The sequence below is a fragment of the Pseudomonas sp. TWI628 genome (assembly GCF_039673865.1).
Classification (GTDB): Bacteria; Pseudomonadota; Gammaproteobacteria; order Pseudomonadales; family Pseudomonadaceae; genus Aquipseudomonas.
Map to the genome: position 1 here is coordinate 1 of NZ_JBDJMM010000020.1, position 14569 is coordinate 14569.

Consider the following 14569-nt stretch of genomic DNA (forward strand, 5'->3'; position numbering starts at 1 on the left):
ATCCCATCCCGAACTCAGCAGTGAAACGATGCATCGCCGATGGTAGTGTGGGGTTTCCCCATGTGAGAGTAGGTCATCGTCAAGATTCATTTCGCAAAACCCCTATCTGCGTATGCAGGTAGGGGTTTTGTCTTTTCTGGCTTTTACTGGGGCCAGTATCGGCAGCCAGCCGTGATATCGTTCCCCATTCTTCTCCCAGGGACTTTCCCATGCCCAACACCACCTCACTCCAGCCTGGTTTCATGATCGTCCACGGCAACCGCCTGGACGACCTGCGCAGTCTGGTGGTGAGTTGGATGCGCCGCTATCCGCTGGCACCGCTGGAAAACGAAATCGCCCTGGTACAGAGCAACGGCATTGCCCAATGGCTCAAGCTGGCCCTTGCCGAGGACCCACAGGACGATGACATGGGTGGTTGCGGTATTGCTGCTGCCATCGAAGTGCAACTGCCCGGTAGTTTCATGTGGCAGTTGTATCGCAAGGTGCTCGGGCGCGACGAGATCCCTGAAGTGTCGTTGCTCGACAAGGCACCGCTGACCTGGCGCCTGATGCGCCTGCTGCCAGCACTGATCGAGCGCCCACATTTCGAACCGCTGCGCCGCTTCCTCACTGATGATAATGACCTGCGCAAGCGCTATCAGCTGGCCGAGCGCCTGGCCGACCTGTTCGACCAATACCAGGTCTACCGCGCCGACTGGCTCAAGGACTGGGCAGCCGGCGAGCACATCCTCAATACCGCCCGTGGTGAGCGCAAGCCCCTCGCCCCAGGCAACCGCTGGCAGGCCGAACTGTGGCGAGCATTGCTCGAGGATGTCGGTGAACAGGGCATGGCGCAAAGCCGGGCAGGGGTGCATCAGCGCTTCATCGAACGCATCAACAGCCTGGACACCGCACCTCACGGGCTCCCTTCGCGGGTCATCGTGTTCGGCATTTCTTCTTTGCCTGCCCAAGCATTGGAGGCACTTGCCGGTTTGTCCCGGTTCAGCCAGGTATTGCTCTGCGTTCACAACCCCTGCCGCCACCATTGGGCGGACATCGTTGCCGACAAGGACCTGCTGCGTCACCAGTACAAGCGCCAGCAGCGCAAGCAAGGCATGCCCATGCAGTTGGATGACGAATCGCTGCATCAGCATGCCCACCCGCTGCTGGCTGCCTGGGGCAAGCAAGGCCGCGATTACATCAACCTGCTGGACAGCTATGACGACCCTGGCAGCTACCAGGGCGTATTCAGCGACGGCCGTATCGACCTGTTCAGCGAAGGCCAGCCCACCACGCTGCTGAACCAGTTGCAGGACGATATTCTAGAATTGCGCCCGCTCGCTGAAACCCGTGAGTTGTGGCCCGAGGTCGACCTGGCCAAGGACCGCTCGGTGCGTTTCCACGTGGCGCACAGCCCGCAGCGCGAGGTGGAAATCCTCCACGATCAGTTACTGGCCCGCTTCAGCGCCGACCCTACGCTACGGCCACGTGACGTCATCGTCATGCTCCCGGCAATCGACACTTACGCGCCGCATATCCGTGCGGTGTTTGGGCAATTGCAGCGCAACGACCCGCGCTACATCCCGTTCACCCTGACCGACCAAGGCCAGCGGGGCCGCGATCCTCTGCTGATTGCCCTGGAACACCTGCTCAAGCTCCCGGACAGCCGCTTCGCCGTCAGCGAAGTGCTCGACTTGCTCGACGTCCCGGCGGTCCGTGCGCGTTTCGGCATCCGCGAAAGCGACTTGCCCACCCTGCACCGCTGGATCGAAGGCGCGGGTATTCGCTGGGGTTTGAATGCCGACCAGCGTGCCACCCTCGGGTTGCCCCAGGGCCTGGAGCAGAACAGTTGGCGCTTTGGCCTGCGGCGCATGCTGTTGGGTTACGCAGTGGGCGTGGGGGAGGGATGCGACGGCATCGAACCCTACGATGAAATCGGCGGCCTGGATGCCGCCTTGATTGGGCCCTTGGTAGCGCTGCTCGATGCCCTGGAGGTAGCCAACCAGGCCTTGTCCCAGCCCGCCACTGCCAGCGAGTGGGGCGAACGCCTCAACGCTTTGCTGCAAGTGTTCTTCCTCGCCGAGGAGGAGCACGACGAATATCTCTTGATGCAACTGCAGGAATTGCGCGATAGCTGGCTGGAAGTCTGCGAAACCGTAGGCCTGCAGGACCAACTGCCCCTCACGGTGATCCGCGAGGCCTGGCTGTCGGGCCTCGATGAGGGCAAGCTGTCCCAGCGTTTTCTCGCCGGCTCGGTGAACTTCTGCACCTTGATGCCAATGCGGGCAATTCCTTTCCGCGTCGTCTGCCTGCTGGGCATGAACGATGGCGACTACCCGCGTGCCCAGCCGCCGCTGGACTTCGACCTGATGGCCAGCGACTACCGTCCCGGTGATCGTTCACGTCGCGAGGACGACCGTTACCTGCTGCTCGAAGCGCTGCTGTCGGCACGTGACCAGCTCTATATCAGCTGGGTGGGTCGTAGCATCCGTGATAACAGTGAGCGACCGGCCTCGGTGTTGATCGGCCAGCTGCGCGATCACCTGGCTGCCGGTTGGCGCCTCAAGGGCGATGCTGACGGCGAGCAACTGCTCCAGGCATTGACCCAGGAGCACCCGCTGCAGCCTTTCAGTGCGCGCTATTTCCAGAAAGGCAGTGCGCTGTTCAGCTATGCCCACGAGTGGCAATTGCTGCACCAGCAGACCACTGACGACGAGCAGCCAGTTCTCGGCCTGCCACCTTACGTCAGCGATGAAGCGCTGACGCTGAACCAGTTGCAGGACTTCTTGCGTCACCCAGTACGGCATTTCTTCAGCCAGCGCCTGAAAGTGTTCTTCGAAGCTCTGGAAGCGCCCACGCCAGACGAAGAGCCATTCGTCCTCGACGCATTGCAACGCTACAGCGCCAGCGAAAGCCTGTTGAGCGCCGCCCTGAGCGACCCGGACAACGCCGAACGCGCACTGCAGGCCCAGGCCCGCCGCCTGCAAGCCTGCGGCATGCTGCCCCTGGCGGGGTTTGGTGAACTGCTGCAGGCCGAACTGATCCAGCCTTTGCCCGATCTGCTGCAACGTCATCGCCAACTGTTGCAGCGTTGGCCAACGGTGGTCGACGGCGCGCTGCCGATCCATTTCGAACATGCAAACCATCGTCTTGAGGGCTGGCTGGGCCGGGTCTATCAGGCCGACGATCAAAGCCTGTTGAGCATCACCACGGTGCCCAACACCATCAGCGCCGGGCGCAACAACCTCAAGTGGCACCGCCTGATTGCCAGCTGGGTGATGCACCTTGCCGCCTGCGCCGCGGGTTATCCGCTGCACAGCGCACTGTTGGCCAGTGACATCACACTGCTGCTCGGCCCCTTGCCGCAGGCTCAGGCTGCCGAACAACTGGGGCACCTGCTGGTAGCGCGCCAGGCGGCGATGAATGCACCGCTGCCTGTAGCTGCCAAGACCGCCTTTGCCTGGCTGGCTCAGGACGATCCGGACAAGGCCCAGGCCGCCGCTGCCCGTGCCTATGAGGGGGATGGCCGCACCAGTTTCGGCGAGCGTAGCGAAAGCGTTGCGCTGGCCCGGCAGTTCCGCGATTTCGCCGCGCTCAGCGCCGACGAAACCTTCGAAGGCTGGTGTGAAGCCTTGTACCGCCCCCTGTTCAGCGCCGCCTGGCAAGCCCAGGGCAATCCGGAGAGTGAAGCATGACCCAGGCCCGTCCCCTGGCATTGAGTTTTCCCCTGCATGGCAGCCAGCTGATCGAAGCCAGTGCCGGCACGGGCAAGACGTTCACCATTTCCGCGCTGTACCTGCGCCTGATCCTTGGCCACGGCGGTGAGCAAGGCTTTGGCCGCGAACTGCTGCCGCCGCAGATTCTCGTGGTGACCTTCACCGACGCCGCCACCAAGGAGCTGCGCGAGCGTATCCGCGCCCGCCTGGCCGAGGCTGCGCGCTTCTTCCGCGGCGAGCTGGAAGGTGGCGACCCGCTGTTGCACCAGCTGCGCGACGACTATGCCGAAGAATACTGGCCACGCTGCGCCAATCGCCTGGAAGTCGCTGTGCAGTGGATGGATGAAGCAGCGGTATCGACCATCCATGGCTGGTGCCAGCGCATGCTCCGCGAGCATGCCTTCGACAGCGGCAGCCTGTTTACCCAGAGCCTGGAAACCGACCACAGCGACTTGCTCGGCCAGGTCATGCGCGATTACTGGCGGCGCTTTTGCTATGGCATGCACGGCGAAGCGCTGAACTGGGTGCGCAGCCATTGGGTCAGCCCCGATGCCCTGCTGCCGCGCATCCGCCCGCTGTTCGGCCGTGTGCGTGCACAGCAGGACGAAGCCGAACCGCAAGCGCTGATCGATGGCGCGCTGCAACAGCGGGTTGAGCAGTTGCGCCAACTCAAGGCGCCTTGGGCGAAATGGGCGCATGAGCTGCAGCAGATCTGCCGCGACGCCGTGGCCGCGAAACAGGCCGATGGCCGCAAATTGCAGGCGCGCTTCTTCGAGCCCTGGTTCGAGAAACTGCGCACCTGGGTCGGTGATGAACAAGAGGTGGAGCTCGACCTGGGTACCGGCTTTACCCGCCTGACCCCGGCCGGGATGGCCGAAGCCTGGAAAGCCGGTGATCCGCCCGACCATCCGGGGCTGCATGCCATGCAGAACCTGCCGCAACAGCTGCAAGCCCTGGTCAGCCCGGAAGCGCGTTTGCTCGAACACGCAGCGGCCTGGGTTGCGGCGCGCTTCGAAGTGGAAAAACGCCGCCGTGCCGAAATGGGCTTTGACGATATGCTGCTACGCCTGCAGCAGGCGTTGGGCACGGAGTCGGGCGAACGCCTGGCGGCGCTGATCCGCGAGCAGTTCCCGGTGGCGTTGATCGACGAGTTCCAGGACACCGACCCGGTCCAGTACGGCATCTTCGAAAGCATCTATCGCATCAGCGAGAACAACCCGGAAACCGGCCTGTTCATGATCGGCGACCCCAAGCAGGCGATCTACGCCTTCCGTGGCGCCGATATCTACACCTACCTGTCGGCCCGGCGCGCCACCGCCGGCCGACTGCATAGCCTGGACACCAACTACCGTTCCAGCCAGGCGATGGTCGCGGCGGTCAACCAGGTGTTTCTGCAGGCCGAAGCCCGCGAGTTGGGCAAGGGCGCCTTCCTGTTCCGCGAAGCCGACGACAACCCGTTGCCGTTCGTCGAGGTTCGCGCCAAGGGCCGCAGCGAACGCCTGCTGATCGACGGCGAGGCGTGTGCGGCACTGCAATGCTGGCAGCTGGAGAGCGAAGAGCCGGTTTCCAGCACGCTCTACCGCCAGCAGCTCGCCGCCAGCTGCGCGAGCCATATCGTTAGCGTATTGAATGGCGGCCAGCGCGGGGTAACCGGCTTCAGCGATGACCAGGGCGGGCTGCGCCCGTGCCAGCCTTCGGACATCGCCATCCTGGTGCGTGACGGCCATGAAGCGCAACGGGTGCGCAGCGAACTTGCCGCCCGCGATGTGCGCAGCGTGTACCTTTCCGACAAGGATTCGGTGTTCGCCGCCCAGGAGGCCCATGACTTGCTGGCCTGGCTCAAGGCCTGCGCCGAGCCGGACTCCGAACGCCTGCTCAAGGCCGCACTGGCCAGCCTGACCCTGGAGCTGTCGCTGGCTGAACTTGATCAGCTGAACCAGGACGAGCGGGTATGGGAAGGCTGGGTCATGCGTTTCCGTCGCTACCGTGAGATCTGGCAGCGCCAGGGAGTGCTGCCCATGCTGCGGCACCTGCTGCACGACTTCGAACTGCCGCGCATGCTGATCGGCCGCACGGATGGCGAACGGGTGCTGACCAACCTGCTGCACCTGGCCGAATTGCTGCAGCAGGCGGCCGGCGAGCTCGACGGTGAACAGGCGCTGATCCGTCACCTGGCCGAGCACCTGGCCAACTCCGGCCAAGCTGGCGAAGAACAGATCCTGCGCCTGGAGAGCGACGAGCAATTGGTCAAGGTGGTGACCATCCACAAGTCCAAGGGCCTGGAATACCCGCTGGTCTACCTGCCGTTCATCTGTACCAGCAAGCCGGTGGACGGCAGCCGCCTGCCACTGTCCTGGCACGACAGCCTGGGTAATGCACAGTTGACGCTGACGCCCGATGCAGCGCAGATCGCCCTGGCCGACGAAGAACGCCTGGCCGAAGACCTGCGCCTGCTCTATGTAGCCCTGACACGTGCCCAGCACGCCTGCTGGCTGGGGGTCGCCGACCTCAAGCGCGGTAACCAGAAGAGCTCGCAGCTGCACCGCTCGGCGCTCGGTTACCTGCTCGGTGGCGGCCAGGCACTGCCTGGCTCGGAGCACCTCAAGACGTGGCTGCAGCACTTGCTGGCAGGCTGCGAGACTATTGCCTGCCCGGCACTGCCGCAGGCTGGCGATGAGCGCTACCGTGCGTCCCAGGCCGAGCACCAGCTGTTACCCGCGCGCAAGCCACGGCGGGCTGCCGCCGAGCATTGGTGGATCGCGTCCTACAGTGCCTTGCGCGTTGGCGAACAGACCCTCGGCGCCGACAGCTCGCAGGCCCAGCAACTGCTCGATGACGAAGTTGCCGATACCCAGCTGATTCGCGAAGTGCCTGCCGAGGGTGGCGACATCCATCGCTTCCCTCGCGGCCCCAACCCGGGCACCTTCCTCCATGGGCTGCTGGAGTGGGCCGGCCGTGAAGGCTTTGCTGAAGTCGCCGGTAACCCCAAGCTCATCGAGCGTACGGTTGGCCAGCGTTGCAACCGCCGCGACTGGGCCGGCTGGATCCCGACACTCAGCCAATGGCTGCAGCGCCTGCTCAACGAGCCCATGCCGGCCGGCCCTTCGCAGCTGAAGCTGGCGCAATTGCAGCATTACCAGATCGAGATGGAGTTCTGGTTCGCCAGCCACAACGTCGACGCCGAGCAGCTCGACCGCCTGGTAGCCCGGCATACCCACCCCGGCGCAGCTCGCCCGGCTGCGCAGCCGACGGTGCTCAACGGCATGTTCAAAGGCTTCATCGACCTGGCCTACGAGCTCGACGGGCGCTACTACGTGGCGGACTACAAGTCCAACTGGCTCGGCCCGGACATCCAGGCCTACGACACCCAGGCCATGGAAAAAGCCATCCTCGAACATCGCTATGACCTGCAGTACGTGCTTTACCTGCTGGCCCTGCATCGCCAGCTGCGGGCACGGCTACCTGATTACGATTACGACCGCCATGTCGGCGGTGCCCTGTTCATCTTCCTGCGCGGCGCCAGCAGCAGTGGCCACGGTGTATATTTCGCCAAACCGCCACGCGAGCTGATCGATGCCCTCGACGCGCTGTTCCGTGGCGTGCACGCGCCCGAACAACAGGACCTGTTTGCCGGAGCCGCGCCATGAGCCGAACCCTCGACGATCTCTTGCCTACGCCACTGCACGCTGAGCACCTGCTGGCCCTGGCCCCCCAGCACAACAGTGCGGACCTGTTGCAGTTGCTCGATCGCTGGGTAGAGCGGGGCTGGCTGCGTGCGCTCGACCGGGCGTTCGTCAGCTTTCTTGAAGAGCGTGCTCCGGGCAGCGACCCGTTGCTCTTGCTGGCGGCAGCACTGGCCAGCCACCAACTAGGCCACGGGCATGTCTGCCTCGACCTGCAACAGACCCTCGCCGAGCCGGATTTCGCACTGTCGCTACCGCCGGAAGGCGATGCCCTGACCGGCCCGTTGCTGTTGCCCTCGCAACTGCTGGCCAACCTCGGCCTGCCCACCTGGCTGCAACGCATTGCCGCCAGCCAGCTGGTGGCGGCTGGCGATACGCCGGGCCAGCATGCGCGCCCGCTGGTGCTCAGCGGCCAACGCCTGTACCTGCGCCGCTACTGGAGCTATGAGCGGCAGATCGACCAGACCCTGCGCCAACGCCTGAGCCAGGACGAAGCGGCCCCGGCCGACCTGCCTGCGCGCCTGGCGCAGTTGTTCGACGAAGGCGCCCTGGCTGGCCAAGTGGACTGGCAGAAGCTCGCCTGCGCGCTGGCTACCCGTGCAGGCTTCAGCATCATCACCGGCGGCCCCGGCACCGGCAAGACCACCACGGTGGTGCGCTTGCTGGCACTGCTGCAGGCGCCTGCGGTGGAGCAGGGCAGGCCGTTGCGCATTCGCCTTGCCGCGCCGACCGGCAAGGCCGCCGCACGCCTGACCGAGTCCATCGGCCAGCAGGTTGAAAGGTTGCAGGTCAGCGCCGAGGTGCGCGGGCAGATCCCCACCGACGTCAGCACCGTGCACCGCCTGCTCGGCAGCCGCCCAGGCTCGCGGCATTTCCGTCACCATGCCGGCAACCCGCTGCCGCTGGATGTGCTGGTGGTCGACGAAGCGTCGATGATCGACCTGGAGATGATGGCCAACCTGCTGGAGGCATTGCCGCCCAAAGCACGGTTGATTCTGCTGGGGGACAAGGACCAGCTGGCCTCGGTCGAGGCGGGCGCCGTGCTCGGCGACCTGTGCCGGGATGCCGAAGAGGGCTGTTATTCGCCCGCGACCCAGGCCTGGCTGGAGCAGATTGGTGGTCAATCGCTGGCCGCCAGTGGCCTGAAAGCCGGCGATGCGCAACGCAATCCTTTAGCCCAGCAGGTGGTGATGCTGCGCTTCTCGCGACGTTTTGGTGAAGGCAGTGGTATCGGCCAGCTGGCGCGCCTGGTCAACCGCCAGGAGGCCCTGGCGGCACGCGACCTGCTGAGCATGCCGCCAGCAGACGTGTTCGGCCTGGCGCTGCGCGGCGAGCAGGATCGGGCCTTCGACCGCCTGATTCTCGACGGCCTCAACCGCGGTAACGATGGGCCCCAGGGCTATCGCAGCTACCTGCGCGCCATTGGCCGCTATCGCCCGGCACCGGGCAGCGCATTCGACGATCCGCGCTGGGAGCAGTGGGCCGCCAAGGTGCTGCACAGTTTCGAAGACTTCCAGCTGCTGTGCGCCGTGCGCAAGGGCGCCTGGGGTGTCGAAGGCCTCAACGAGCGGGTGGCGCGGGTGCTGCACAACGCCGGGCTGATCGACAGCCAGCAGCCCTGGTATGAAGGCCGCCCGGTGCTGGTGACGCGCAACGACTATGGCTTGGGCTTGATGAACGGTGACATCGGCATCGCTCTGCGCCTGCCGGATGAGCACGGTGAAGCGCTGCTGCGAGTGGCTTTCCCGCGCAACGACGGCAGTGGTGGGGTGCGCTTCGTCCTGCCCAGCCGTCTCAACGAGGTGGAAACCGTTTACGCCATGACCGTGCACAAGTCCCAGGGCTCGGAGTTCAGCCACACCGCGCTGGTCCTGCCGGATGCGCTCAACCCGGTGCTGACCAAGGAGCTGGTGTATACCGGTATCACCCGGGCCAAGCATTGCTTCAGCCTGATCGAACCGCGCCAGGGCATTTTCGAGGAAGCGGTGCTGCGCAAGGTACGGCGTATTTCCGGCCTCATGCTCGAACAGGTCTGACGCTCCTACGGATAGCCAGCGTTGTGCTATCGTTGCGCCGACTTCAGACAGGATTTTTGAGAGAATTCTCACATGACAGGCGCCAGGGAGTGGTTGACAGGCTGTGCGCTTTCGCTGCTGCTAGTTGCCCTGTCGCTATTGGCCGGTCCCGTCCAGGCGGACGGTTCGGCCACCTCCGCTCAGGCCCAGCAACGTGCCAGGGCGGTAACCCAGGTGGTCCTGGGTATCCTCAGCTATGCGCGCTGGCCGACCGAGCCAGTGCCCTTGCGCCTGTGCCTGGTCGGCCCCACCGAATATGCCGACGACCTGATCAAAGGCAACGTGCAGAATTCTGGCCAACCCTTGCAGGTACGCCGCCTGCTGGCCGACGACCGGCAGGTCGCCCAGGCCTGTGACGCCGTGTACATCGGCAAGCTCGACGATGCCCAGCGCGACCGCCTGTTCCAGGCCGTCAGTGGCCACCCGGTATTGAGCATCAGCGAAGCCGACGACCCGTGCACGGTGGGTAGCCTGTTCTGCCTGCGCGTCGGCGATCAGCAGGTCGCTTTCGAGGTCAACCTCGACTCCGTGGCCCGTTCCGGTGTGCGCATCCATCCCAGCGTGTTGCAGCTGTCACGGCGTCGCGGAGCTGTGCCATGAAGCGCTCGGCCAGGAAGGCTGGCGTGCGTCCAACCTTGCGCTCGGTACTCGGCCGTGGCCACCTCAGCGTGGCCCTCATGGCGGTGGGCCTTGCCGGTATCTCGCTGACCCTGCTCGGCGTGCTGGCCCTGCGAGCCTACGCCAACCACAACCTGCACCTGATTGCCCGCTCGATCAACTACACCGTCGAAGCCGCCGTGGTGTTCGACGACAGCGCAGCGGCTAACGAGGCGCTGGAATTGATCGCCAAAACCGAAGAAGTGGCGGACGCCAAGGTATTCAACAACGATGGGGAGCAGCTGGCGCACTGGCAGCGCCGCGAAGAAGGCGTGCTCGGGCACCTTGAGGCGCAAGTGGCGACGGCCTTGCTGGATGAGCCGATCAACCTGCCGATCCTGCACCAGCAACAGAAAGTTGGGCATATCGAACTGGTCGGCCAGGGTCGCAGCCTGCTGCTGTTCCTGCTCAGCGGCCTGGGTGGCATCCTGTTCTGTACGATCCTCAGTGCCTTCGTTGCCTTGTACCTGTCGCGGCGTCTGCTCGGCGACATCGTCCGCCCCCTGCGCGCCCTGGCCAGCGTCGCCCACGCTGCCCGTCGCGAGCGCAGCTTCGACCGCCGTGTGCCAGAAGCGCCCATTGCCGAGCTCAACGAACTGGGCAACGACTTCAATGCCTTGCTTGATGAACTGGAGGTCTGGCACAGCCACCTGCAGAACGAGAACGCCACCCTGGCCCACCAGGCCAGCCACGACAGCCTCACCGGCCTGCCCAACCGTGCGTTCTTCGAGGGCCGCCTCAGCCGCAGCCTGCGTAACGCCGCACGGCAGCAAGACCATTTGGCGTTGCTGTTCCTCGACAGTGACCACTTCAAGCAGATCAACGACAGCCTCGGCCATGCCGTGGGCGACGAAGTGCTGATCAACGTGGCCGACCGCGTGCGTGCGCAACTGCGCGAGCACGACCTGGTGGCCCGCCTGGGCGGTGACGAGTTCGCCGTGCTGCTGACCCCACTTCATTCGCGCGAAGACGCCGAACGCATCGCCGAGAAGATCATCGCCAGCATGCAACTGCCGATGCTGCTCGATGGCGGCGAAAGCCTCACCACGTCGCTCAGTGTCGGCATCGCGTATTACCCGGATGATGGCAGTGACCCTGCCAGCCTCCTCAATGCCGCAGATGCGGCGATGTACCAGGCCAAGCGCAAGCGCCGTGGCCAGTGGCAAGCGGCGCAGACGGAACGGTCCGCCGCCGATTTCCGGAACAGGAGTTGAACCGTGATACAGCGTTTGCGTTTTTCTTTCGCCGTGATGTTGCTGGCCTTGCTGGTATTGGCAGGGTGCCAGAGCACGCCCCCCAAAGGGCTGACCGCCGAGCAGATTGCCGTGCTCAAGCGTGAAGGTTTTGCCCCCACCGACGAGGGCTGGGCGTTCGACCTGTCGGGCAAGGTGCTGTTCGGTAGCGACCTGGACAGCCTCAACGGCGCGAGCCAGGCGATCGTCGAGCGGATCGGCAAGGCCTTGCTGGGCGTGGGCATTGAGCGTGTGCGGGTCGATGGCCATGCCGATGCCTCGGGCAAGGCGGCGTACAACCAGCAGCTGTCCGAGCGGCGTGCGCAGAGTGTGGCCAAGGCGTTGATTGACGTTGGCATGCAGGCGCAGAACATTCATACCCGCGGGCTGGGTAGCACGCAGCCGGTGGCGGACAACCGCACCAGTGCCGGGCGGACCGAGAACCGACGGGTGTCGATTGTGGTGGCGTCTTATTGACATAGCTGCAAAGAATGCAGCGCGGTGTAGCTGACAGGTGCCTGCCTTGAGGCTTTCGGCGCCTATGAGTCCCGCGCCGTCCGCGCGGCGCTCGGTCTCATAGGCGCTGAAATGCTCTGGCGAACCCCCAGAGGCCCCCATCAATCCTGAGCGAAGCGCATTTCTCGGGTCTCACCCATCAACAACGGCGCATTCGCCTCGGTCACCCCGCGAATGTAGTCCCACAACAAGGTAATCCGCTTCAACTTCCTCAAATCCTCCCGGCAATACATCCAGAACTGCCGCGTCACCTCGATCTCCTCCGGCAACACCGTCACCAGCCGCGCATCCTGCGCCGCCAGGAAGCACGGCAATATCGCCAACCCACGTCCCTGCAACGCCGCCGTGTACTGGGCAATCACACTGGTACTGCGCAAATGTGCATTGGCATTGGGAATCAGGTTGGCCAGGTACAGCAACTCCGAACTGAACGCCAGGTCGTCCACATAGCTGATGAACGGGTGGCTCACCAGGTCGCTGACCTGGCGGATCGGCGCATGGCTGTCGAGGTAGTCCTGGGTCGCATACAGCCGTAGCCGGTAGTCGCACAGCTTGCAGCACACATAAGGCCCATGCTCCGGTCGCTCCAGCGCGATGACGATGTCCGCTTCGCGCTTGGACAGGCTGATGAAGTGCGGCAGCGGCAGGATATCCACCGAGATCGCCGGGTAGGCATCGACGAAATGGCTCAGCTGCGGGGTGATGAAAAAGCTACCGAAGCCCTCGGTGCACCCCATGCGCACATGCCCCGACAGCGCCACGCCCGAGCCGGAAACCTGCTCGCAGGCCATGTGCAAGGTGCTCTCGATCGACTCCGCGTAGCCCAGCAGGCGTTGCCCCTCGGCGGTCAGGACGAAGCCGTTGGTGCGTGACTTCTCGAACAGCAGCGTGCCCAACGCCCCCTCCAGCGAGCTGATGCGCCGCGACACCGTGGTGTAGTCGACGGCCAGGCGTTTGGCCGCGCTGCTGGCTTTGCGCGTGCGCGCCACTTCAAGGAAGAACTTCAGGTCGTCCCAGTTCAGCGAACTGAGGGAGGTCAGGTCTTTTTGCATGTTGATCCGGTTTTTTTGTGCGTTCTTGTTGGATGTTTGCACATCTATACTCGAAAAAAGCCCCAAGGCGCCACCTCGCGTTTGCCCGGCGCTGGCGATCTCGTCCTGACAATAATTCCAAGGAGAACGCAGATGAACGCACCACAATCCCCTGACAAGACCAAGGTCGAGCAGGTCAAGCTGCTGATCGACGGCCAGTGGGTCGAGTCGAAAACCAGCGAATGGCGCGATATCGTCAACCCGGCCACCCAAGAGGTGCTGGCGCGGGTACCGTTCGCCACTGTCGAAGAAGTGGATGCCGCCGTGGCTGCGGGCCAGCGCGCCTTCAAGACCTGGCGTGACACCCCGATCGGCGCACGCATGCGCATCATGCTCAAGCTGCAGGCACTGATCCGCGAACACACCAAGCGCATCGCCCAGGTGCTCAGTGCCGAACAGGGCAAGACCCTCGCCGACGCCGAAGGCGACATTTTCCGCGGCCTGGAAGTGGTCGAGCACGCGGCCTCCATCGGCACCCTGCAGATGGGCGAGTTCGCCGAGAACGTCGCCAGTGGCGTGGACACCTACACCCTGCGCCAGCCGATCGGCGTCTGCGCCGGCATCACTCCGTTCAACTTCCCGGCGATGATCCCGCTGTGGATGTTCCCGATGGCCATCGTCTGCGGCAACACCTTCGTCCTCAAGCCTTCCGAGCAGGACCCGCTGTCGACCATGCTGCTGGTCGAGTTGGCGCTGGAAGCCGGTGTGCCGGCGGGCGTGCTCAACGTGGTGCACGGCGGCAAGCAGGTGGTGGATGCGATCTGCACCCACCAGGACATCAAGGCGATTTCCTTCGTTGGCTCGACCGAAGTCGGTACCCATGTGTACAACCTGGCCAGCCAGCACGGCAAGCGTGTGCAGTCGATGATGGGCGCGAAGAACCACGCCGTGGTGCTGCCAGACGCCAACCGCACGCAAACCGTCAATGCCTTGGTCGGTGCTGCCTTCGGCGCGGCAGGCCAGCGCTGCATGGCCACCTCGGTGGCGGTGCTGGTAGGCAAGGCGCGTGAGTGGCTGCCGGACATCAAGGACGCGGCCAGCAAACTCAAGGTCAACGCCGGTTGCGAGCCGGGCACCGATGTCGGCCCGGTGGTTTCCAAGCGCGCCAAGGAGCGTGTGCTGGGCCTGATCGAAAGCGGTATCAAGGAAGGCGCCAAGCTTGAACTCGATGGCCGTGGCGTGACGGTGCCAGGCTACGAGCAAGGCAACTTCGTCGGCCCGACCCTGTTCTCCGGGGTGAAGACCGACATGCAGGTGTACACCCAGGAAATCTTCGGCCCGGTGCTGGTGACCCTGGAAGTCGACACCCTCGACGAAGCCATCGCCCTGGTCAACGCCAACCCGTTCGGCAACGGCACTGGCCTGTTCACCCAGAGCGGCGCGGCGGCGCGCAAGTTCCAGAGCGAGATCGACATCGGCCAGGTCGGTATCAACATCCCGATTCCGGTACCGGTACCGTACTTCAGCTTCACCGGCTCGCGCGGCTCCAAGCTCGGCGACCTGGGCCCATACGGCAAGCAAGTGGTGCAGTTCTACACTCAGACCAAGACCGTCACCGCCCGCTGGTTCGATGACGACAGCGTCAATGACGGTGTGAACACCACCATCAGCCTGCGCTAA

General features: G+C 64.4%; 8 protein-coding genes and 1 rRNA gene. 8 read left to right on the forward strand and 1 reads right to left on the reverse strand.

Annotated elements, in window-relative coordinates:
- From rrf to ABE528_RS16740, 7 genes are all read left to right on the forward strand, one after another.
- Positions 1 to 85: ribosomal RNA gene (gene rrf / locus ABE528_RS16710) — 5S ribosomal RNA — on the forward strand; the annotation flags it as partial.
- Positions 86 to 209: 124 nt separating this feature from the next.
- Entirely contained in the window at positions 210 to 3674 is a 3465-nt protein-coding gene (recC, locus tag ABE528_RS16715; RefSeq protein WP_346653538.1) for an exodeoxyribonuclease V subunit gamma, read from the forward strand.
- The gene (gene recB, locus ABE528_RS16720) at positions 3671 to 7342 is read left to right on the forward strand and encodes an exodeoxyribonuclease V subunit beta (RefSeq protein ID WP_346653539.1); all 3672 of its coding nucleotides are present in this window, start codon (positions 3671 to 3673) and stop codon (positions 7340 to 7342) included. Before recC ends, recB begins: the two co-directional genes overlap by 4 nt.
- Positions 7339 to 9414, forward strand: a complete 2076-nt coding sequence (gene recD / locus ABE528_RS16725; protein ID WP_346653540.1) for an exodeoxyribonuclease V subunit alpha — start codon at positions 7339 to 7341, stop codon at positions 9412 to 9414. Before recB ends, recD begins: the two co-directional genes overlap by 4 nt.
- A gap of 72 nt (positions 9415 to 9486) precedes the next feature.
- On the forward strand, positions 9487 to 10053 hold the full coding sequence (locus ABE528_RS16730; protein ID WP_346653541.1) for a YfiR family protein: 567 nt from the start codon (positions 9487 to 9489) through the stop codon (positions 10051 to 10053).
- Complete coding sequence (locus tag ABE528_RS16735; protein ID WP_346653542.1) at positions 10050 to 11324, forward strand: diguanylate cyclase; 1275 nt, start codon at positions 10050 to 10052, stop codon at positions 11322 to 11324. Before ABE528_RS16730 ends, ABE528_RS16735 begins: the two co-directional genes overlap by 4 nt.
- 3 nt (positions 11325 to 11327) lie before the next feature.
- On the forward strand, positions 11328 to 11819 hold the full coding sequence (locus ABE528_RS16740) for an OmpA family protein (protein WP_346653543.1): 492 nt from the start codon (positions 11328 to 11330) through the stop codon (positions 11817 to 11819).
- A 140-nt stretch (positions 11820 to 11959) separates the two neighbouring features.
- Here the strand turns inward: ABE528_RS16740 and ABE528_RS16745 are convergent, their stop codons facing one another.
- Positions 11960 to 12910, reverse strand: coding sequence for a LysR family transcriptional regulator (locus ABE528_RS16745; RefSeq protein WP_152956997.1), 951 nt, complete (start codon positions 12908 to 12910; stop codon positions 11960 to 11962).
- Positions 12911 to 13042: 132 nt separating this feature from the next.
- Here ABE528_RS16745 and ABE528_RS16750 point away from each other — a divergent pair, with 132 nt between their 5' ends.
- Positions 13043 to 14569 (forward strand): CoA-acylating methylmalonate-semialdehyde dehydrogenase, encoded by a 1527-nt coding sequence (locus tag ABE528_RS16750; RefSeq protein ID WP_346653544.1) that lies wholly within the window; start codon positions 13043 to 13045, stop codon positions 14567 to 14569.